General features: G+C 37.5%; 19 protein-coding genes. All 19 read left to right on the top strand.

Annotated elements, in window-relative coordinates; translation table 11 throughout:
• Positions 1-61 precede the first annotated feature (61 nt).
• Entirely contained in the window at positions 62-1,348 is a 1,287-nt protein-coding gene (locus IV71_RS06720; protein WP_010691954.1) for a toprim domain-containing protein, read from the top strand.
• 15 nt (positions 1,349-1,363) lie between these two features.
• Positions 1,364-1,909, top strand: coding sequence for a hypothetical protein (locus tag IV71_RS06715; RefSeq protein WP_010691953.1), 546 nt, complete (start codon positions 1,364-1,366; stop codon positions 1,907-1,909).
• 15 nt (positions 1,910-1,924) lie between these two features.
• Positions 1,925-3,718 carry an AAA family ATPase gene (locus IV71_RS06710; RefSeq protein WP_010691952.1) on the top strand — a complete coding sequence of 598 codons (1,794 nt, stop codon included), beginning with the start codon at positions 1,925-1,927 and terminating at the stop codon, positions 3,716-3,718.
• Positions 3,719-3,795: 77 nt separating this feature from the next.
• Positions 3,796-4,050 carry a hypothetical protein gene (locus IV71_RS06705; protein WP_010691951.1) on the top strand — a complete coding sequence of 85 codons (255 nt, stop codon included), beginning with the start codon at positions 3,796-3,798 and terminating at the stop codon, positions 4,048-4,050.
• Positions 4,051-4,305: 255 nt separating this feature from the next.
• Positions 4,306-4,824 (top strand): hypothetical protein, encoded by a 519-nt coding sequence (locus IV71_RS06700; protein WP_010691950.1) that lies wholly within the window; start codon positions 4,306-4,308, stop codon positions 4,822-4,824.
• Between the two features lie 70 nt (positions 4,825-4,894).
• Positions 4,895-6,958 carry a DNA topoisomerase gene (locus IV71_RS06695; RefSeq protein WP_010691949.1) on the top strand — a complete coding sequence of 688 codons (2,064 nt, stop codon included), beginning with the start codon at positions 4,895-4,897 and terminating at the stop codon, positions 6,956-6,958.
• 76 nt (positions 6,959-7,034) lie between these two features.
• Positions 7,035-7,253, top strand: a complete 219-nt coding sequence (locus IV71_RS06690; RefSeq protein WP_010691948.1) for a hypothetical protein — start codon at positions 7,035-7,037, stop codon at positions 7,251-7,253.
• A 325-nt stretch (positions 7,254-7,578) separates the two neighbouring features.
• Complete coding sequence (locus tag IV71_RS06685) at positions 7,579-8,895, top strand: Y-family DNA polymerase (RefSeq protein WP_010691947.1); 1,317 nt, start codon at positions 7,579-7,581, stop codon at positions 8,893-8,895.
• On the top strand, positions 8,888-9,253 hold the full coding sequence (locus IV71_RS06680) for a hypothetical protein (protein ID WP_010691946.1): 366 nt from the start codon (positions 8,888-8,890) through the stop codon (positions 9,251-9,253). Before IV71_RS06685 ends, IV71_RS06680 begins: the two co-directional genes overlap by 8 nt.
• Complete coding sequence (locus IV71_RS06675) at positions 9,250-9,513, top strand: hypothetical protein (protein WP_010691944.1); 264 nt, start codon at positions 9,250-9,252, stop codon at positions 9,511-9,513. The genes IV71_RS06680 and IV71_RS06675 overlap by 4 nt, the downstream gene beginning before the upstream one ends.
• A 484-nt stretch (positions 9,514-9,997) precedes the next feature.
• On the top strand, positions 9,998-10,261 hold the full coding sequence (locus IV71_RS06670; RefSeq protein WP_010691941.1) for a hypothetical protein: 264 nt from the start codon (positions 9,998-10,000) through the stop codon (positions 10,259-10,261).
• Positions 10,194-11,009, top strand: coding sequence for a hypothetical protein (locus tag IV71_RS06665; RefSeq protein WP_158534694.1), 816 nt, complete (start codon positions 10,194-10,196; stop codon positions 11,007-11,009). The genes IV71_RS06670 and IV71_RS06665 overlap by 68 nt, the downstream gene beginning before the upstream one ends.
• Positions 11,010-11,441: 432 nt before the next feature.
• On the top strand, positions 11,442-13,649 hold the full coding sequence (locus IV71_RS06660) for an AAA family ATPase (RefSeq protein ID WP_056995051.1): 2,208 nt from the start codon (positions 11,442-11,444) through the stop codon (positions 13,647-13,649).
• Positions 13,650-14,036: 387 nt separating this feature from the next.
• Positions 14,037-16,802, top strand: a complete 2,766-nt coding sequence (locus tag IV71_RS06650) for a type IV secretory system conjugative DNA transfer family protein (protein WP_010691934.1) — start codon at positions 14,037-14,039, stop codon at positions 16,800-16,802.
• Positions 16,799-18,862: a DUF8208 domain-containing protein gene (locus tag IV71_RS06645; RefSeq protein ID WP_010691933.1), complete on the top strand. Its 2,064-nt coding sequence runs from the start codon at positions 16,799-16,801 to the stop codon at positions 18,860-18,862. Before IV71_RS06650 ends, IV71_RS06645 begins: the two co-directional genes overlap by 4 nt.
• A gap of 83 nt (positions 18,863-18,945) precedes the next feature.
• Positions 18,946-19,554, top strand: coding sequence for a hypothetical protein (locus tag IV71_RS06640; RefSeq protein WP_010691932.1), 609 nt, complete (start codon positions 18,946-18,948; stop codon positions 19,552-19,554).
• Between the two features lie 192 nt (positions 19,555-19,746).
• Positions 19,747-20,076, top strand: coding sequence for a hypothetical protein (locus tag IV71_RS06635; protein WP_010691931.1), 330 nt, complete (start codon positions 19,747-19,749; stop codon positions 20,074-20,076).
• Between the two features lie 2 nt (positions 20,077-20,078).
• Positions 20,079-20,741, top strand: a complete 663-nt coding sequence (locus tag IV71_RS06630) for a hypothetical protein (RefSeq protein WP_010691930.1) — start codon at positions 20,079-20,081, stop codon at positions 20,739-20,741.
• A gap of 7 nt (positions 20,742-20,748) precedes the next feature.
• Positions 20,749-21,960: helicase HerA domain-containing protein (locus IV71_RS06625; protein WP_156405644.1), on the top strand; the 1,212-nt coding region annotated here is incomplete at its 3' end.

Here is a 21,960-nt window from a genome sequence, read left to right as displayed (position 1 = left end):
GGAGATGCGTAAAATATTGAAAAAAAAACATAGTAGGGGTAGCAATATAAAGGAGTCTACTATGGCAAAACAATCTCAACTGGTATCAATCGAGGAATACTTACAACATGAAGGACACACAGTTGGTAAGCCGAACAGTGGCGGTTACCGTTTAGTTGATGATCATGACAGTTTATTCGTTAATTTTAAGAACAATGCGTTCGTGTGGTTTGCACAGGACGCAAAAGGTGGCTTGTTTACGCTAATGTCAAAATTGGATGATATTAGCGATCGAACTGCTCAATTAAGTAAATTGGAACAAATTCGAAATGATCGTGATGGGACCTTTCAGCCAACGATTGATGACTATGATTTAAAAACTGTTGTTTATGATTTTTCGAAACTTGACACTGCGCCATTGTCGCAAAGGTCTAAGGATTATTTAACTAAAGTCCGTGGAATAAACCCTATTTTGGTCAATATTCTTGAAGAAGGGAATTTTTTAACTGATCATGTTAAGAATTTTGTGCATGACGGTTATGAAAAAAAGGTTCATAACCTGATGTATAACTGGAAAAAAGCAGATGGCCAAATTGTTGGTTCAGACACACAGGCCACTATTCCAACAAGGAAAAATGATGAGAAACACCAGGGTTATTGGAAGGGAATCATTAAAGGGAGCCCAGCAGAATACAACGGTTTTAATTTTAGGGTTGGAGATCGAAACAAAGCCCGTCCTGACCGTTTAATTGTGACGGAAGCACCAATTGATGCGATTAGTTATTGGCAGATGCATTTTAAAGAGATTCATGTATCGGGTGACCAAGTTGCCTTCCTATCCTTGTCAGGCTTGAAGTCTTCTGTTTTGAATCGCTATATTTCTGATCATTTCCTCGATCAGGATAAGGGAAAGATGTTTTTGCCTAAATCAATCCACTTTGCAACTGATAACGATGAAAAAGGAAGAGCATTCGCTAAAAAGTATGCAGAAACTCTACGTCGCTTGAATAGCTTTGATTCCATCGATTTAACATTTGATGTGCCAGCTGACTTAACCAAGAAAGACTGGAATGACCAGCTTCGTTATTCAGCCACTCATGAAACCAAAACCTATGATTTGACCACTATTGATCAAGTGCCATTTGCAGTACCTGAACGAGAAGCAAGTTTTCTGCAAGATGAGCAGGAAGAAGTAGTGGACGAAAAAGTAGAACCAACTTTACAAAAAGAAAATGTCGCTATTGATGATGAAAACATTCATGACAAAAATATCGAGGCATATCAAGATATCTCAGATGATATTGAAGAGTCAGGTATTGGTGAAGCGGGTATCACAGAAACTGAATTAAAACCTTCAATTAGCTTATAGGAAGAGGAAAAAATAATGTCAATTAAACAAAAATATGAATTGGTTATTCATCGCACATACGTTAAGAACGGTCAAATTTGGTTTCGTTATTCATTAATCGATGAGAATGGTGAAGGAGTCAAGAACCAATTTTTACCACTTTCCGATTTGACGAGTGGAACTAATTATGTCCTTTATCAGTCACGGTTTGCCATTCAAAAAAATCAGGATTATGAAGTTGATCAGGATCAAGAGAACGAACCAAAGGAATCTAATTTTGAGGAGCATTCACTCGATTTGGGAACTGGAACAGTATCACCTACTAACGAAGAACTGGTTGTTCCAAAAATTCCAGATTTGTCACATTATCATGATAATGTGACATTTCCAACTCTGAATGAAAAAAAGAATCGTTTTGGAGACCAAGCGTCAGGAGAAGTGATTGACGAGGAAACAAAAGACGATTCTGATGAACCAACTTCTGAAAACATTGGTGATGGGGATTTTGCTGGCTCATTTACGGATGAAGATGTAAATGCTATCGAATATGGCAACGAAAAGTTGAAGGAATTAAATCAGTGATGGAAGGTCAAATTCATGACAACAGCAATTGATTCATTTACAACAAATTTATCCGAAAAAATTAAAAATGATCCTGACAAGTACGTTGTTATTGGCCGTGAAGAAGAAACCAGAAAAGTCATGGAATCGTTACAGCGTAGGACAAAAAATTCTCCAGTACTTGTTGGTGAGCCTGGCGTTGGTAAGACAGCCGTAGTTGAAGGACTCGCCAAAAAAATTATTGAGGGGTCAGTTCCTGAACGATTGAAAGACGTTCAAGTATTGACTCTTGAAGTTGCTTCATTACAAGGGGAAAACTTTACTAAAAATTTTGAACAATTAATTAGTGAATTAACCAATCAGCGTAATCAGTACATTTTATTCATTGATGAAGTTCATACAATTATGGGAGCTGGATCAAATCGGGGATTGCTAGATATGAGCAATCTTTTGAAGCCCTCTTTGGCTCGTGGAGATTTTAGGGTTATTTCTGCTACCACTTCAGATGAGTATCATGAGTATATCGAACCAGATGCTGCCTTAGAGAGGCGTTTTCAACAGATCGTGGTTAATGAACCAAGTGATGATGAAGCTGAAGTGATCATGCTAGGTCTGAAGAAGTCATTTGAAGATTTTTATGAAATGACTATTGATGATCAAGCCATTAAGGATTCAATTTACCTATCAAAACGCTATATCAATCAACATTTTTTGCCAGACAAAGCAATTGACCTCTTGGAGGGAACAGCGGCTAGGTTGTCCTTAAAAGGCAAGCGGGCACTAGACAGTAAGGACGTTTTGGATCAAGTTCAAGAAGTTACTGGGATTCCAACCGATTCTTTATCAAAATCAGGAGTCCAACGAGCTTTAGAGCTGTCTAAAGTACTTTCAAAACGTGTGATTGGACAAGTAAGAGCAACAAATACAATTTCTAGAAAAGTACAAAAGGTGGCTGTTGGCCACAATGATCCCAAGCGACCGCTTGCGGTTGAATTCTTACTTGGTCCAACAGGAACAGGTAAAACTGAGTTAGTTAAGACAATGGCCGCTGTTTTATTTAATTCCGAAGAAAACATTCTACGATTTGATATGTCAGAATTTGTTGGTGAGGATGCAGTTAATAAATTTATTGAACGTGCAACAGCTGGAATCATTAAAAATCCATATACGATTGTTTTAATGGATGAAATTGAAAAAGCCTCACCTGCTGTGTTCGACTTACTACTGCAGGTTTTTCAAGACGGTGTTTTAACTAATAAAAGAGGGAAAACGGCCGTCTTTAGAAATGCTTATATCATTATGACTTCGAATGAAGGGTTTAAGTTTATCAATGATCAAATGAAATATGGAGGACTGCCAGAAGCAGATTTTGATGTTACAAAACGTGATATTGAGAGAGGGATTAAGAAGGAATTACAAAATCGTTTTCGTCCAGAATTAATCAATCGAATTGATGATATTGTGATGTTCAATCAACTGAGCACTGAAGCCATTCGAACAATCACAAAAAAACAATTAGATCGTTATGCTCTGATGGTTGAGAACGAAAATAAGTGGAAGATTACCTACACAAATGATGTCGTAAATTTTATCGCAGATACCGCTTACGAACCTGAAAACGGGGCTCGACCTGTCCAGCGAACAATTAACGATTTAGTTGATGATGTTGTTTCAAAGCAAATCTTGAAGTATCAAATCAAAAATACCAATGCCATTTTTGAAGTCCACATGACGATTGCAAAAGATGAGTCACTGAATTTGGCTGAAAACAGTATTTACGATCCACGGAAAATCAAATTTGGTATTCGTCCGATTAACCATTTTGTTTAAAAACGGTGGAGATGCGTAAAATACTGTAAAAAAAACATAGTAGGGTATAGGGAAAATATCCCGGAAGGAGAAATTAGATGGATTTATCATCAAAAGCACAACAAATTGCAGAAATGTTGCATACAGGTTCAGGTTGGCTTGTTATTGTCATCATTGGTCTTGCGGGTTTTATGGCCGTTTATTCAGCCTTCCATTTTCTTAGCAATAACCGAGAAGGCTCAGAAAAAGGGAAGGGCGTTTTAAAAAATGTCGGAACTGGATTAGCCGTTGCAATCTTGGCGTGGGCAATTACCCAAGGATTAGCTACGTGGTTGTCAGGTTTTGCTAATTAGCAAGAGGAGGAACTATTCCTCCTATACATAAAAAAGCCCCCACGTGATGTGAGGGCTACCTTCTAGAGTTCAGAAAAGAAGGATGTGTAGTAACATTGGTATTACTACACATTTATTATAACAAAAAAAGCTTCTCACCAAAGTAAGAAACTTTAGGTAAGCAACTCGGCCTACTCTATGACATGATCAAAGCCCATGCTGCTTGTACCGTGTCGTTTACTAAATACAATTCTATCAAATTAACTGGAGAAGTCAATGGGTGAAAATTTAGAACTTGCATTTATCAAAACGAGTTATATAGCTGAAATCATTGCAGCTACTGGAACCGAAGAGTTGATGGATAAAGGAAACCGTCCATATATTGGGATGTATGATAAGTCAACTAGATGGTTTGTTCCATTACGTGCAAATGTTACTAAAACACGTAAAGAAAACGCAGTTTGGTTAACACCATTTGAAACATCGAATCCTCATTATAGAAATCCGGGTCTTGATTTTATGAAATCAGTGTATGTCCCAGAAGAAGAAGATATTCAAAAAATAAAGAATACATTACCCGAAAAGCAATGGGATTACATTAATAAAAATCAACAAAATATAAATAATGCCTTTACCAATTATGTATTATGGGTAGATGAACTACCGGACAGTGAACGTGATAAAAAATGGAGTACAGTTCCTTTGTTTCCTAAAGGAATTCAAAGCATTCGAGAACGACTAATTGCGGAAGAAATAGAATTGAATCAATCACTCAATAATGATATTGGTATTTAAATTTGTGATTTAAATTCTCATTGAAATATCGAATCAACTGTCTAGATTCTTAAAAAAGGAGTAGGTTAAAATGGAAAAATATTTAATTATTACCGAAAAACCTTCGGCCCGGAAGAACTTTGAAAAAGCACTCGGTGGCCTGAAAGGTCACTTTGCGAATTACGACTATGAACTAACAAACCTACGAGGTCATGTGATGACCCTTAAAGAGCCACAAGACCAAGTACCAAACATGCTGAAAGACAAGTACGAATCTTGGCAGTTAAAAGATCTACCTTGGGATTTAAAAGACCTTTCGTGGCAGCGCACTTACTTGAAGTCTTGGAACCCCCGTTCTAAAAAGATGGAGAGCACCAAGAGTTTGGTGGACAACTTGAAACAAAAAGCAACGACTGCCAATGCTTTGGTGATTGCCACCGATACGGACCCATCTGGTGAAGGTGACCTACTAGCTTGGGAAGCCATTGACGCCATTAAATGGACAGGTCCCGTCTATCGAGCTAGTTTCGCCGATGAGAGTCCTAGGAGCTTGCTAAAGGCCTTAAATAATTTAACGGCCATCGAGGGCAAGGAACAACATGGCGCTTATCAGAAGGGGCTGGCCCGTAATAAATGGGACTTTGCTTCTATGCAGTTGACCCGTGCTGCCACTACCCTAACTCGTGGTGAAGGGTACTCAATTGTGTCAAGACAAGGCCGCTTAAAGTCTGCCATGTTACTCAAGATTTACCAGCAACTGCAAGCAATTAAGAATTATGTTAAGGTGCCATATTTTGAGTATCGTTTTAAAGATGAAAATGGCAATGTTTTCGCACGAAAAGCACCCGAGAAGGGAGAAGAAGTCCCTTTCCGTTATGCAACGAAAGAAGCCTTAATGGGAGCCGAGAGTTTCCAGGAGAGCAGTGCTGTCCAACAGCTTTCCGTAACTGACAAGAAAACTGTGCCACCTAAACTGTTAGACCTGGCATCATTGTCGGCTATCCTATCCAAAGAAGGCTTTAAAGCCAAGGAAGTCTTAGCTACCTACCAAAAACTGTACGAAGCTCAAATCGTATCTTATCCACGAACAGAAGATAAGACGATTACACCAGAACAGTTTCAAGACATGCTGCCTTTAGTCAATCAGATTGCAAGTCTCGTTGGTACTGATCAGGCACTGCTTACTCATCGACAACCCCGTCCCACTCACGTTAAAGAAGAAGGTGCTCACGGAGCCAATCGTCCCGGAACGAAGGTACCAGCAACTTTAGACAGTCTCAATTCTTTTGGTGATTCTGCCAAGCGGATTTATGAGGTCTTGGCTAAGAACTTCTTAGCGATGTTCGCAGAAGATTATCATTACCAGCAGATTAAGGGGGCTCTACAAGATTATCCTGACTTCATCACGACGCTTAACCAACCAACAAAAATGGGCTGGAAGGCCGTTTATCAAGACCAAGATAGCGAAGAGGAAGACAAAGCCAGTCAAGGACTTGGAACTCTGGGGCAGCTATTTATCCATGAAGGACAAAATAGTAAGCCGACAGCACCTACCTGGAAATGGCTGAAAACCTTCTTAGAGAAGAATAATATTGGGACGGGTGCCACAAGAACTAGTACCTATGGGGAACTTTCAAGCGGTAAAAACGCCTATATCATTGATAAAAAAGGGAAGATTGATCTAACCAAAGATGGACAAGCAGTTGCCATCATGGCACAAAACACTTGGTTAGCGGATCCTCGAACCACCAAACGGGTTTTTGAGATTTTTGACCAGGTTGGTCGTTTTGAAGTGAGCGCTGAGCAAGCAATGAACTCGATTGTTTTGACGGTCAACCATGACATTCCTGTTATGATTGAGAATGCCAAACAGCTAAAGGGCAATCTTGGTGCCCCCAAGGGAACTAAAAAACAATCCAAAAGCCCGGTTAAGGAAAAGATAACTGGCCTTTGGCAGGGTAAGGAAGTGTCCTTCTCGAGCGAATTTTCTGGCCATAAATTTACTGACCAAGAAATTGAAGACTTGCTCGATGGCCAAAGAATTGTTTTTAAAGCCAGAAGTAAAAAGGGGAAGTCCTTTGAAGTAGCCGGAAGGCTCGAAATTCAAACATATAAAACCAGTAAATTTGTTGGCTTCAAACCAGAATTTACATAACAGAAAACAAAGCCATAATAAGGGCAAGGATTTTGTTGGGTTTGATTTAGACACAAAAATAAGGAGAATAATTATTATGAACCAATCGATTGTTAAGAAGTTAAAAGTTCAAAAGGAAAAAGAAGCCAAGGCTCAGTTACAGCTCACCAAAGCAAAATCAGAGGCTAAAAAACTGCATGATGAAGTAATGATTTCATTGGGAGAAGAGGTTTTGAAACAACTTGGTACCAAGGACATTGAGTCCGCTTTTGACGAAATTGGTAAGCAACTTCATCGAGTTGGAAGCCACGACTAAGTCAGTTATTAACATCCTCTCAACGAGCAGTAAGTTGTTTTCATTTTTAACATTTTGAATTTTAGTAACACGTAAGGAAAGGACTTTTTATTTTCAAGCTATTTTGCGATAAAAATGTTAAACTATTCCTTGATTTATTGTGGTCCGATTATGTTGTATACCTAATGAACAATATACTTCTCTCTTTAAATACATGTTCTGTCAATAAATCGGAAGACCCTTACTTATCAAAGTAGGGGCCTTTTTTTGTCTCACTTCAAACTTTTTCTTGATAATACGAACAGATGTTCGTATACTGTTCTTAGGTTTTCATGAGGTGAACAAGATGAAGGTTGAACAGTTACAAACAGTCTATGAAAAAGAAGCACGGCGAGTCTTCTTTCTAATTGACTCAAAGAGTTTTTATGCCAGTGTCGAGTGCGTGCAACGTGGTTTGAATCCGTTAAAAGCAGAGCTGGTCGTTTTGTCAGAACAGCGCAATACTAATGGTGGTCTTGTGTTAGCCGCCTCGCCAATGGCTAAGAAGCATTTGGGTATTAGCAATGTTACACGTAAACGAGAACTACCTAACACTTCATCATTGATGATGGTCAACCCGAGAATGAATCTCTATATTGAAAAGAACCTGGCCTTAAATGAAATCTTTTTGGAGTTTGTTGATCAAGACCATGTTTTACCTTATTCGATTGATGAATCCATTTTAGACATGACCAGTTTCTGGCACTTATTTGGTCGTAGTCCTGAAGAAGTAGCTCTTAAAATTCAAAAAGAAGCTCGTGAACGTATGGGCCTTTATTTGACTGTTGGAATTGGTGATAGTCCTGTTTTGGCTAAGTTAGCTTTAGACATTGAAGCCAAACATGCCAAAGATTTAAAAGGGACTTGGCATTACGAAGATGTGCCAAAAAAACTTTGGCCCATCACGAAGCTTACTGATGTCTGGAGTATTGGAAAACGAACAGCTAAAAAGTTGAATGCCTGGGGAATTAATTCGATGGCGGACTTAGCCAACTTTGATCCCTACCGCTTACGAGAAAAAATGGGTTTGATGGGCGAACAGTTATATGCTTTAGCTTGGGGGATTGACCGTTCTGAATTAACTGAAAAGCTGCCAGTCAAAAATAAGTCATACAGTAATTCGCAAGTTCTACCACGTGACTATCGTAAGCAGGAAGAGATTGAGGTGGTACTTAGTGAGTTAGCTGATCAAGTCGCTGCTCGGATTCGGCACCATAAGAAGCAAGCCCGCCTCGTTACCTTGGGTATCGGCTATTCTTATTCGGCTATTGAAGAGGAAGGTACACATGGATTTCACCAAACGGTTCGGATAGCCCCCAGCAATCACAGTCATGTTTTGATGAAAACGGTATTGAGTATTTTCCGTAAGAATTGGCCAGGGACAACAATCCGAAACATTTATGTAGCTTATGGCGATCTGGTCGATGATAACCAAGAGCAGATTGATTTATTTAATCCCGCCACCGAAGAAGCACCCAATCATGTCGAGCAACTACTGGATCAGTTACGTGATCGTTTTGGTAGTACAGCAGTAATGCGAGCGATTTCTTATGAAAAAGGAGGGACTGCTTTGGAACGTGGCAACCTTGTTGCTGGTCATAATGGAGGTAATAGTTATGAATGAAGAAGCGATTCGTCGTGCTAAAGTTTTCTTTGAACAAGATTACCGGGAGCGCGGCAAAATCAAGTGGAACGGCTTCTTTCTTTCTGATCATACCCAAAAAATTAATCGTACTAAGCAGGCTAGTCAAGAACAACTCACTTGGTTAGAAGAAACCCCAATTTATGATATGCAGTTCCTATGTCAGGAGGCTTTCGCCAATCATCGAAAGGTTCTCGTACAGGTCAATAAGACCTCAACGGAACAGCAACCGTCAAAGTACGTTATTGAAGAAGTGAATGCTTTTGATGAGTGTGGTTTTTGGTCTGGAAGTAAACATTATCAATACGAATTAGTTCGCCACCTGGAGGTTATTAAATGAAAACGGGATCCATCAAAGCGGAAATTTTAAAAAACATTACTCCACTGTGGCTGAAAACGTCCAATACACTTTATGACTTGAGGGTTGTTTTACCGCAATTTGACAACCCAGTTGGACTTTTCTTTGAGTGGAATAAAATCGGACGTGCAACCCACTCACAGGCTATCGCCTCTTATCCAGCCGAACAATCAGAACAGGTACTGCTAGCAGTTGAAGAGATTAAGACAGAACAGGGTTTAACAGTCGTGATCTCCAAGTAAGCTTGTGATAAATAAGGAACATTTTCTTAACTATCGGTGCAGCAATTTTTACTCTTTTATAGTAAAATTAGTAATTGTTTCAGAAAATGAAAAATTGAAGATCACAATATAAAAACTGAAAACACTAATACCCGTGTTATTCAATCTGTTACATTCGCTATTAAAACAAATTGCAGATCTGGATTTAACGAATGGTTTGCAGGGCCAAAAAATCCAATCAAAAGTAAGGACAAGAGATATTTAGAATTGGTTGACCTGGGTGAGAAAGCGTTAGGGAAAAATTCCAACTGGTAGGAAAAGATTGATTTCATGTTATTTGGAACTTTCATTTCGAAATAAAAGAAAGAAAGAGAACAAATAAGGCAAGAACTAACTGAGAAAGCAAAGCCGTATCCCGAATTATTAAAAAGTATTAGTTTCTTTATGGCGCGGTGATAAACCATATGAAGTTTATATTCCGGTTCCAAATGCCCATGAATTTAATATGAAATATCCTAACTTCTTTGCTAATGGTGCTGGACTTTTAGATGGTTCAAAACTGACTGCTCCATTTTCCAAGCGAACCATTACCATTCGCTTTATGCCTTCGGAAGAGGAAATGGAAATGGTTCTAACTCAAGATAACGGTAAAGGTATTCAGAGTGTTAACTCACAGTATAAATTAGAAAGCGGACAACAATATGTTGCAAAATTTATTAAAAAAGAAAAAAATCTCTATTTTGATTTTAGTGTTCCTTTTAATCGCTAGTATTTTAGGAATTCGATTAGTAATACATCAAAATGACGCACCAACTCAGAAAATGGGCAATAACACTTTATCTTCGGCCCTTTCTTCTAAGAGCGAAACAATCTGGTACAGTGCGGAACTAGAAGACCTTGACAGAAGCACCGTTATTTCAACTGTGTTTGTTTTGAAAAATAGTAAAATTACTACTTATAATTTACAACACGTCAATGATGATGAACAATTGACAATCTCAAAGATAAACAAGATGAATGATCAAGAAATCCTATCGACCGCTAAAAAGCTAGATAAAGAAAGTTTTGATAATCATACTAAGGAATTAAAAGAAAAAGCTAACAAAGAGAAACAAACTGCTTTTCCAAGTCAAAAGACACTTTACGATGAACTGTTAAAAAATTTGGATCAACTAACATATAGAGTCCCACAAGAAATACCCGTTTCGATAACTTCTACAAATAACGGAAAAGATCATACACCAACTACAGAATATATTAACTATAATATCGGAGAAATTAGGAACGTTGAAAATGTTCAGCCTATTGATCAGGGTTTGATGTATCCAAAATATGTCTACACTTTCAAAAAAGACAGCATCTGGACAGATCAAGATTCTTTGGTTAGAACAACAATTGATGACCACAATTTCGCTGGTTTTAGCCATAACTTCTTTACCAAGGTTAAGAATAATGATGTTAATTTTGTTCTTGACAAAGATGAAAAGTCAAAACTCATAACTAACAATACTGACTAATGAGGTATTGTAATTGTAATGGATCACAATAGCATGAAATTAAGAGAACTACAAACATTAGCAAAGCAATATGATGGTGAAATCTATGAACTAGATACTGATAATGGTCAATTGAAACTTCTTATTTAATTATCTTTTATGTCTTTTTTGAATGGTGAGCTTTTTACCTAATTGGGGGTAAGAAGCTTTTTTTGTTCATGCACATATTCCGATTATTTTCTTTGGATTATTGGCAGTTTCAAAATTATTAATGCTGGATATGTTACCATTCAAGTGTGGGGTGATAACTATCAAAGAACTAACTTATTACTTATCAATCTGATTGAATTACTCCGAATTATATAATATTAATCAAAATCAAATTTTTTTACCGTGATCTTACTGTTTTATATGTAATAGATTTTCTATATATCATGTGGGAGAATACTATAAATGTTAGAAATTAATATTAATGTACCATCAGCCAAAGTCCCTAGAAGTATTTCGACTTTCCAAGAAGAAATAGTTAGTTTAAAAAATAAAAATTTCATTTTTGCGCGTAATGGAGCAGGAAAATCAACTTTTTCTGAAATCATTAAGCAGCAATGTTGCTCTGAATATGATGTGCAAATTTTTTCTGGATTTGAACAATTACTCGGAGAAAATGATCATTTAAATGCATTTGCGCTTGAAGTGAATGCAAGTTCAAATCAAAAATTAATTGCAGAAAAAGAGGACTATAAAGATTCTCAAAAAAAGCTTTTGGATGTCATCCAGAGAGAGATTGGATCCAAAGAGGATGACGACTCTTCTACCCTCCGGGGAAAATTATTTCTTGCAAACGATTCCGTTTCAGAATTAGAAGATAAGATCAGAGGAATTCTTTCGAATGCAGCTTCCATTATTAAAAATACAAGTAATCCTCAGATTTCTGGTACGTCGTATAATATTACTAATTTAAAAAAAGAAAAAAATAAAGCAAAGTCGATACCTGGGTCTGAAATTTCTAAGCTAGAAAAAACCATCAATTCGCAAAAGAAATCAGTAGATCCTATAATATGGAATCCTGTGAAGTTTGAATTGTATTTAAAAAGTGTTAACGAAATCATTACAAGTAAAGTTAAACAAAAAAAAACAATTCCAAGGCTTAAAAACTCGGACAAAGCTATTAGATTTGCACAAAAAGGGATGGAAATTCACAAACACATAGATGGCACAATCTGTTCGTTTTGTGGCAACCCCATATCTGAACAGACATTCAATGAGTTGGAGACGTTTTTTTCCAGTGATGAGATTAGTGAATTGCAAAATAGAATTAATAGAGGAATAACAGATATAGAGTTTCTACTTCAAAAAGTTGAATCACTAAACATCTCTTCAGAGGAATTCTACCCACAATATGTTGATGAAGTCCAAAATTTGGAAAAAGATTTCACAAAGCAAAAAGAAAACATTTTATTTTTTTTGAAAAACTTGCTCAATCAACTTCATGATAAAAACATGAATCTTTTTAGTGAACAACAAAAAATAAATTTAGCGGTACCAACGGATTTCAACCTAGAATTATACAATACAATTGTTTCTAAAAATATAGACTATGGTAACCGTCTTGCTAAGGAAAAAGAAAAAGCTAAAGATTTATTACGCTTTGATAAAATCAAGCAATTACTCGATGATGCCGAGTATCATAAGTTTCATGCACAGTTAGAGAGTGCTCAAAAGCTAAAAAAGGAGGCGCAATCCGATTTTAAGCAGAAAGACCATGAGCGCCTAGAATTAGAGAAAAAAATATCTAATATTGAGAAAGAAATCGAATTGCTCAAGCCGAAAGCGGAGGAACAAGCAGTTCTTAATATAAATAAAAAACTCCGTAATTTTGTTCCGTGGTCCATTGCATACTTGGATGATGAATCCAGTGGATATTATCAAATTAAACAGTGTGATGAACGAGGAATTACTACATACCGAGGCGTCAAGGAGTTATCTACGGGTGAAAAAAATATTATTGCTTTTTTATATTTTATGCAAAAATTGTTAGTACCCTCCCCAGACAATAAACAAAGAATTATTATCTTTGATGATCCTATGACATCAAACGATGCAACAATGCAATATTTAATCATAACCGAATTACAGAATCTGTATGGCGCTCAATCTGAATACAGACACGTAATACGTTCAAGTAGAGATTATATTGTTATTCTTACACATAATGTCTTTTTTTACTTAAACGTTTCACCACATGGGGCATATAAAGATAAGAACGGTTTGACAAAGTATGATAAATGTAATTTTTACTCCATCGAGTCGGGAAAATTTAGGTTGGTCAAGTCTGAAAAAGAAGATTTAAGAACAAGTTATGATTCTTTATGGATAGAGTTATCTGAATTAAAGAAGAATAACTTAACAAATTCAATGTTAAACTCCATGAGGAGGATAATTGAAACATACTTAGAGTTTACTTCTATTGATCGAAATAAATTCTATAGGGGAAAAGAACTATATTCAAAGCTGTTCAACGTTAATTCTCATTCGGTTATTCAAGATATTTCTACACAATCTACTACGTATAGTGCTGAAGAATTGATTGATGTGTTCAAGCAACTTTTTATTGAAAATAATGCAGAAGATCACTTTAATAAACATTGGCATGAAGTATAGTTGTTCTAGCTTCCGAAATATCTAAAACACAGTTTTGATCATCTTCGTGCCTTTTTTCTTTATCCTTTATAAATAACTATAATTGTGTATAGCTCTCACAAATGTGGGGGCTTTTTTTATTGAAAAAGGGTGGAGATGCGTAAAATATCGGAAGAAAAACATAGTAAGGGTAGCAAACAAAATATAGAGGTTACTTATGCGACAAAAAACTTATTATGTTGCCCAGGGAGAATCCACTGGGACACGCTACTTTTTAGGTAAGGACAAGGCTGATCTCCATCGACAGCTTCAGAAGGCTTTTCCGATTGTGAAGGGGTATAGTGGCCGCCCGGCGCTTCCTGAGGCGATGTGGTTGCTCGAATACGATAATGAAACGGGGGGGTTAGTATGAGCCTTCTATCCAACATTATTACTTTCTGCCGACCTTTTTTACTTTTTTCATTAGAGAGTCTTTTAGGCTTATTTTTTGTTATTGGTTTTTCTAAGCTTTCCCAAATCAAGAGTAAACGTGATCCGTATTTTGGCAGACGTGTTTTTCAAAAGGGCAGCCCAGCTTGGGTAACAAAGAACATCCTGTTTATCACATGGGTCTCAGTGGTTGTTACCAACTTTTTCATTGTCGTTTTTTGGTCATTTTATACAGAGATTGTTGGAGTTAATCGGGGCACGATTAATGATCAATTCGGACGTGTCTCGGGAGAAATTCTTAATTACATTAATCCATTCAACTGGGTGACTGTTTTAGAGCCAATTCCGCATCTTACCTATGAAAATTCACTTATGTGGAGAATTGTTTTTGTGGCATTTATGATAGTTGGCCAGTTTGGTGTTTATCGTTCATGGAAGAATATCAAGAATGAACAAGCTGATGAATTTGGTGGAGCAAGCTTTACAGAACCTTATGAATTAGAACAGCAATATCAAGCAGTTCCAGACCGTGGTGACACATTTTCAGGTTATGGCTCAGTCCCTGCTGGCCATAAATTTAATTGGAATAAGGAAGGGTTGAAACTATATTTCGCAACGGCACTTCCCAAATTTATCCCAAAACGTTTTCTGAAATACAAGTCATCAGAACCGGGTGCTAAACACCCAAATCCTAGAAAACTACCAGGGGTCTATTTTGTTGACTCTAAACCAACTAATACCATCATCAATGCCGACACCCGAGCAGGTAAAGGTAAGACCTTAGTAGAACCAACTATCGACTTAGTTGCAAGAGGGGAAAAGGATCAATCGCTGATTATTGGTGACTTAAAGGGTGAACTATCAACGATGACGATGGAACTTCTTCGGAAGCATAATTATGATGTTAAAATTGCTAATTTTGATAATCTTAATTACTCCATGCCAATCAACCTGCTCTCACAAACAATCTATTACGCCAAAAAGGGTAATTACCCCAAAGCAAGGCTCAAGGTTAGTCAGCTGGCCAATACCATTTTTCCAAGTGAAGATTCTGATGCAAAATCGAAGTTCTTTACAAACGGAGCCTCAGCCACATTTTCAGGTCTAACATTGGCTACACTGTGGTTAATGAGGCGTGAAAATGATTGGAACAAGGTCACCATCGCTAACGTTGCTGAGATGCTTCAAGTCCTGGGAACGACAGAAGAATCAGTTAGTTCATCTACTGGTGAACGTTTCTTAAAACCATCAAATGAAATCTCTTTCCAGGATCGTCCGAAGCAGAAAAACAAATTGGATATGTTAGTCGATTGTTTCCGAATTATTCAACAACAGAACATCGAAAAAGGTGAGTCTGACGCCTTACTGGATATGGCAGTTTCTGCCTTTAATCAGTCTGGTATGGGTGGGTCTGAAACAAAAGGAAACATCTATGCCTCTATGTTTTCAGATATTGAAATTTTCACTTCTGATGTGAACGTCCGTAAACTCACAACAATCAATAACTTCCGATATTCTTCAATTGGTTTTCCAAGGGTAATGGAAGTACAACTACCTCATTATTTTGGAAATCGTAAAGCTGAGATTTCATTTACAGCAGGTGGAAAAGAGTATGTAGACTTAGTGATTGCTGATGAAATGGGTCTGATTCAGTACGCAATCGAGCCAAAACTTGATGATGAAACAACATTTAAGGTCAATTTTAAACATCACGAAAATACCAAAAACTTACAAACTTTACCGCCGGACACGATACTGGTGGATAAAAGTATTACTATTCAGGCCTTCAAAAAGTATCGATTCAGTGGCTTTGGGAGCCGTGCTAATCGTGAGAAAGATCCTTATACCGGTTTAGATGTCATTGATGGATACCAGATCAAAAAAATTGACACTAATATTAAGTCAAATCCTATTTATGGTTCTTTAGAAATTAATTTTGATTACTCTGAAAAGCGAACTGCTTTATTTGTTATTTTGCCTCCGCTAAATGCCCAATACAACATGATTGCCATGTTCTTTATGGAACAACTCTATCAAGAAAATTATGATTGGGCACAACGAAACAAAAACAAAGTAATTAATCGAATGCACTTCTTAATGGATGAATTTGGTAACTTCCCAAAGTGGCCAAGACTTGAAACAAAGCTATCTTCAGCTTTGGGCTACAACATTGAATTTACTCTAGTGTTGCAAAATCTCGAGCAGTTAAAAGATGTATATGGGGAGCAGACAGCAGCAACCATTCGTGCTAACTCTTCTAATTTTGCTTATATTAAGTCGTCCTCCCAGGAAACCACTGAGGAGATTAGTAAGGCGCTTGGTAATCGGACCATCACTTATAGCACACAAGGCCAAAATACTGCTGATGTGGATAATCGTAATCGCCAAATTAAGGAACAACCTTTGTTAAACCCAGAGCAGCTTCGCAATTTCCGGCCAGGTCAAATGTTGTTTTTCCGAGCTGCCAAGAATAATGATTTAAAGGGACATTTGGTCACAACTAATCCAATTTATGACTACGGATGGACTGGAATGCCAGCGTCTTACAATCTCTTACAAGGTTATTTAAGTCCTTCACCAGAATTGGCCAAAATTGAAGTTGATAGTCCACAGAGGTACTTGAACTTAGATGATTATCGTATCGATTATCTAGATCTGTTTGACCATTTGTATCTCGAAACACATCCACGCTATGCAGCTTGGTGGAACTTATATATGAATAAAGAAAGTGAGGATTCAAAATGAGTAATTTGTCACCGTTTCCTGGTACTGGCTTTGATAATTACAACACAGATAACTGGATAAAAAACGCTTGGGACTGGATTACAAATAATAAACACGAAGTTTCTGATTCGAATGATTTAATAAAGTTTTATTTGGATCGACAGGATTGGCTACATCCTAGTGCTAATGTAATTAATAGCGTACTTGGCTGGATTCAAAATGGTTGGTACAACCTTTTACACGGTTTAGCAACAGGGGTGGAGTATTTAATCAAGGCGGCTTTATTCCCAGTTTACGAGTTACCAAAGATGTTAATTGAGAATGGTAATTCAGCGTTGCATATTCTATACTTTGCAGCCGTTACAATCAGTTTTTCTTTAATGGGAATTTATGCCATTGTTTCAATGTTTGGGTTTATGGGGTCCGGCCAGAACGATGAGTTAAAAAGAAAGCTAAAAAATATTTTTGGTAATACATGTTTAGTACTTGTTCTCCCACTGATTTTCTATGCTGGTGGCCAATTTATGAATAACTTGGTTGGTAGTGGTTCTTCCAACATTGGCTTGGCAGATACTCCCTTAAAAACAAATACTCTGGACATGGAAAAGTGGGCAGTAGATTCATTTGCAAGTGAGCCATTTTCAGATGGAAATACTTCTTACAATCAATTAGGTAAAAATCAGGTCCCTGATTTCTCAGATTCAATCGACAAAGATGATGTTTCTGCATTGAATGCAGCAGGGAAGCAAATGAATAATAAAAAAACTTTCGACATTGGAAGTGTTTTCAACTATAAATTAGATACTATTGCAAATAAAAGTGGCGATGGTGAAAAGTATCGGTTAACAAAACTTAGCCTAAAGAGTGGTGTACTTCATTCTTTGGATGAGAGTTATAAAAGGTATAGAGTCCAAAATATTCCAGCAACTGGGGCTTTCCTCATCATTATTATTGTTGGAGGACTCATGGCTGTTAAAATCATGAGAGCCTCGATTGGAATGTTTGGAAAGGTTGTCGTTGCTCCAGTAGTAGCCGGACGTGATGCCGCTAATTCTGTTGAGGGGGTTAAAGGTACAATTAACGACCTAATTAATGGGTGGCTAGGTATTTTCATGGATCTGTTTATGCTTCAAATTTTCAGCAGTCTAATTGGAACATTGCCACAAAAAGTCGCAGGAAGTGTGGATGGAGCAGGTGGATTTATTCGAGGCATTATTTATCTCTTAGTCATGGGAATCCTCGCATTTGCCTGCTTTGACGGTTCTTCAGCGATTGAAAAGCAGTTTGGTATGTCAGGTGGTGGTAAAGGACAGGGTGGATTCTTAGGACGTATGTCTGCTCCAGGCGTTGCGCTGGGGGCAGTGGCTGGTTCTGGAGCCACTAAATTGGCCGAAAAGCGCAGACTTCGTCAAGAACAAGCTCGTGCTGCGGCAGAAGAAAAGGACGATCCAGCGAGAAAGAATCCTGGTTTCTCTGAAGGTGAAGAAGGGAAAAAGAAAGCCCAGCAGCTTATAGAGGGTGAAGCTAACGATAAGAATAGTAATGGTCAAGATGAACTCAATCCCGATGGCTCAGATAATTCAAATGATTCCAAGGGAGCAGATAATTCTGGTGGATTAGGATTATCTAACGAATTAGATGGTTCTGATCAACGTGGCAAGGATGCTAAGAATAAAATGATGAAGTCGGATGATAATTCCAATGATCATAATATTACCGAAAACCCAGATAATCACGTTTATTCAGATGAAAATGATAGCAAAGAAACATCTGAAGAGATGAATCGTTCTGATGAGCGAGGTAATGATGCCAAGGATAAGATGATGGAGTTTAATAATCCTTCTGAAGATCCTGAAAATAGGGAGGCAGATACTCATCAGCAGTCGCCAAGTGTTCAAGAAAGGATGAACCGACTAGAGCAATCCGATCGAGCTCGTCGTTATCAAGAGCGTATGCAGAATATTAAGCAGGATGCTGCACAAAAACAAGCTAAACATCGTATGCGTAGGCAAAGAGCCTTACAACGTATGCGTCAACAACAAGAAGATCCACATAAAAGTGCTAAACAAAATAGGCGCTAAATGAAAAGGTAGAACAGAATTGTTCTACCTTTTTGTTATTGGTATAATAGAGTTATTACAGAAGGGTAAAATAGGTAAACATTATGATTAAGCTGACGAAAGGTTTTTGGTTATTAATTTCTGGAATTGCGGTTATTGTAGTAGTTGGTGGTGGATATATTCTTCACAAAAATTCAACTTCCACTACTACCAGTGCTAAAACAGAAGACAAAAATTCGAATTACGAATGGGAGAAATCCCAGTTTAAGGTGAAGACAATTGCCGATGTTAAAAAGGCAGCTAAGACGAATAATGTACTTGTTCTTTTCACCAATGATCCGAACAAAAAAGAGATTAGTTCCGAAACAAGGCAAGTAATTTTGGATTTAGAGAAGAAGTACCCTCACCATATCCCAACGGTTATTACTGCAGGATATATTAAGCCTTCGGAATTTGGCTTAAGTAACTCTGGACGAGATGGAACGCTCTATCCGAATGATCAATTGAAGTCCTCACTAAAGAATTGGCCGACTTACTATGATGTTGCAATTGGAATTAATAAAGGTTGGACAAATGATTCCGAGAACGATAGTGTCGATTCAGAATCCGGTAGTTTGATTAATAAAGACGGGGAGAGTGATTTAGCTCAACGTTACTTTAATCGAGGACTGGATGCTCAAATGTATTGGTATAAAGAAAATAGCAAGTACTAATATCTGTAACTATCTCAAAAAATTAAGACAAACGGAAAAGGCCTTCGTTAGAAGGTCTTTTTTTAATGCCATTTATGATCAAATATTTTGACTCTCACTTTGGTGAGGGTCTTTTTTATTGAAAAAAGGTGGAGATGCGTAAAATATCGCAAAAAAAACATAGTAAGGGTAGCAATAAAAAAGGAGTTTACGATGGCAAATAACAATTGGTCAGTGGCCGCTAAGGTTCGTAAAAACGTGACTTTTGGAAAATCAAAAATAAATTTTAAAGATATTTTTGTTGTTATTGGTTCAGGAATTATTGATTTTGTGTTGTACAAGTTCTTTCCTGATAATCAATTTGGTCTAGCAATGTTAGCTATCTTGATTGTTTCAGTGATGACGGTCTATTTGTTAATGCGACCAAAAAATAATCCTGAGAGACGTAATTATGAGCTTTTCATGATTTGGCAATTTAACAGTTCACGCAGACGCCGAAAACAAAATTATAAAAAGTTTAGCATGAAAGACTTGGAGAAATAATAATGCCTCTTGTAAATGAAAACGTTAAAAAGGTAAATAACCAGGTTTATGAACCTGTGCCTTTTGATTTTAATAACAAATCACTGAAAAGCAAAATGGACAGCATGGTTGCTTTCCTGGGGTACAAAGGTCTAACTCATGATGTCCATAATTACATTGCTTTAAAAGATGGTAGCTATGCTGAATTAGTTTTGGTTCGTGGGATGTCAATTGATGATTTAACTTATGAGCAAAGCAAAGAGCTCGTCAAATCGGCCGGTGCCTTTTTCCGAGCGCAAAGTACCGGAACGGACATTAATTTTTTTGGTTACTCATTCAAGGTTAATACTAAAAAACAACAAAAGTCTTGGCAAAAAAATAAGGAGCTTCTACTGGAAGCGATTGCTAAAGAAACTGACCCTAGAAAGCGGCATCAACTGAATCGAAGACTCGAAATGGTCAACGGCGAAATTCATCGTTTGATTTTCGTTGAGAATAACTTTTGGTCTCGTGAATTTTTAATGGCAGTTTTTGCCAAAAATAAGGGGCAACTAGAAAATAAGATGGCCACTTTAAGAAACTTATCGAGCAATGAAAATGCACCTTTTAAGTTTCGTGGGCTTACTCGTGATGAAAAAGAAGCACGTATGTATGCTTTAAATAATCCAGCTTCATATATCGGATAGGACAATTATGCAAAAACTATTTAAAGAGCCTATGGAGGCCAATGAATACGATTTTAGTACACTGTTAAAAACCCAGCCAAACGGTAATATATCGATTCACAGTGACTATACAAAGTTACCAAATGGATATGCACAAATCATGTATGTCCATGATGTTAAAGCGCTTGAATTGCCCAATCATTGGTTGGCTCAATTAGCGACAATTCCAAATACAATCTTCATGCTTTCCACTACTGTTGAATCGACACAAGAATTTAACAAAAAGTTGAATCGAGCGGACTCAAATATTGAAGTTCATGACGAGAATCTGACGGATGCTTACACCGGGTCTGGGGCCGAATTTGCTAGATTAGCATACAGCATTAATCGTAATGATCAGAAGGCCATGAAGGTGTATATTCGCCTGATTGTTTATGCTTCTACTAAACGAAAGCTTCGACAAACATGCCGGGATATCGCTGCTAAGTATTCGGATTTTAAATTTGCTACTTTAACAGAATTCCAATTTGATGAATGGCGTTCAATGTGGACGCCAGCAAGCAAGCAATTGGATCAACTAACAGAACGACAAGAGGGATTGTCAATGTCCTCTGCTGATCTAGGAGGAGCCTATTGGCAGGACTCATCTTCTCAAGATGATGATTATGGAACAGTTATTGGGACTACTTCCACAGGAGGAGTAGCCATTTTTAATCCATATCTGCGTGATGGTCGAAACCGTACACGTCCGTTCTTAGGATTCTTTGGCTCGGCGGGCTATGGAAAGTCAACTTTGCAGAAAATGTTGGTTGAGGATGCCTTTAAACGTGGACATCGTGTCGCTGCCTTTGACCCATCTGGCGAATATGCGGGAGTATCCAAGTATTCTGATGGAATTTCTGTCAAATTGAACGGAGAAGATGGTCTGATCAATCCTTTCCAAATATACAAGACGGTTACAGATGCTTCCGGCGAGAATGTTGATGTTGTTGGTTCTTTCAACCAACACATTGAAAAATTATTGGCTTTATACGGTTTCATGTCGCAAGACTTGACTCAATCAGCACTTGCTGAAGATCGCATTGCCTTAAACGCCTTAATTACCGAATTTTATATTGATTTGGGTATGTGGACCGCAAATCCAACCCGTCACCCAGAACAGGTAAAGATTTTCATTCCAGATCATGAATATCCAACACTAAACAAGTTCATTCCATTTTTGCGAGCAAAAAATCGTGCT

This window comes from Fructobacillus fructosus KCTC 3544, from assembly GCF_001438695.1.
Classification (GTDB): domain Bacteria; phylum Bacillota; class Bacilli; order Lactobacillales; family Lactobacillaceae; genus Fructobacillus; species Fructobacillus fructosus.
The sequence above is the reverse complement of the archived record's forward strand: the minus strand, read 5'-3'. Positions and strand labels throughout refer to the sequence as shown.

What these genes read in the sequence shown, in the direction of transcription:
- IV71_RS06645 (WP_010691933.1), top strand. Translation starts at nt 16,799, where the DNA reads ATGAGTAATTTGTCACCGTTTCCTGGTACTGGCTTTGATAATTACAAC.
- IV71_RS06665 (WP_158534694.1), top strand. Translation starts at nt 10,194, where the DNA reads ATGTTGCAAAATTTATTAAAAAAGAAAAAAATCTCTATTTTGATTTTA.
- IV71_RS06640 (WP_010691932.1), top strand. Translation starts at nt 18,946, where the DNA reads ATGATTAAGCTGACGAAAGGTTTTTGGTTATTAATTTCTGGAATTGCG.
- IV71_RS06670 (WP_010691941.1), top strand. Translation starts at nt 9,998, where the DNA reads ATGAAATATCCTAACTTCTTTGCTAATGGTGCTGGACTTTTAGATGGT.
- IV71_RS06710 (WP_010691952.1), top strand. Translation starts at nt 1,925, where the DNA reads ATGACAACAGCAATTGATTCATTTACAACAAATTTATCCGAAAAAATT.
- IV71_RS06660 (WP_056995051.1), top strand. Translation starts at nt 11,442, where the DNA reads ATGTTAGAAATTAATATTAATGTACCATCAGCCAAAGTCCCTAGAAGT.
- IV71_RS06630 (WP_010691930.1), top strand. Translation starts at nt 20,079, where the DNA reads ATGCCTCTTGTAAATGAAAACGTTAAAAAGGTAAATAACCAGGTTTAT.
- IV71_RS06690 (WP_010691948.1), top strand. Translation starts at nt 7,035, where the DNA reads ATGAACCAATCGATTGTTAAGAAGTTAAAAGTTCAAAAGGAAAAAGAA.
- IV71_RS06685 (WP_010691947.1), top strand. Translation starts at nt 7,579, where the DNA reads ATGAAGGTTGAACAGTTACAAACAGTCTATGAAAAAGAAGCACGGCGA.
- IV71_RS06680 (WP_010691946.1), top strand. Translation starts at nt 8,888, where the DNA reads ATGAATGAAGAAGCGATTCGTCGTGCTAAAGTTTTCTTTGAACAAGAT.
- IV71_RS06675 (WP_010691944.1), top strand. Translation starts at nt 9,250, where the DNA reads ATGAAAACGGGATCCATCAAAGCGGAAATTTTAAAAAACATTACTCCA.
- IV71_RS06700 (WP_010691950.1), top strand. Translation starts at nt 4,306, where the DNA reads ATGGGTGAAAATTTAGAACTTGCATTTATCAAAACGAGTTATATAGCT.
- IV71_RS06720 (WP_010691954.1), top strand. Translation starts at nt 62, where the DNA reads ATGGCAAAACAATCTCAACTGGTATCAATCGAGGAATACTTACAACAT.
- IV71_RS06650 (WP_010691934.1), top strand. Translation starts at nt 14,037, where the DNA reads ATGAGCCTTCTATCCAACATTATTACTTTCTGCCGACCTTTTTTACTT.
- IV71_RS06635 (WP_010691931.1), top strand. Translation starts at nt 19,747, where the DNA reads ATGGCAAATAACAATTGGTCAGTGGCCGCTAAGGTTCGTAAAAACGTG.
- IV71_RS06715 (WP_010691953.1), top strand. Translation starts at nt 1,364, where the DNA reads ATGTCAATTAAACAAAAATATGAATTGGTTATTCATCGCACATACGTT.
- IV71_RS06695 (WP_010691949.1), top strand. Translation starts at nt 4,895, where the DNA reads ATGGAAAAATATTTAATTATTACCGAAAAACCTTCGGCCCGGAAGAAC.
- IV71_RS06705 (WP_010691951.1), top strand. Translation starts at nt 3,796, where the DNA reads ATGGATTTATCATCAAAAGCACAACAAATTGCAGAAATGTTGCATACA.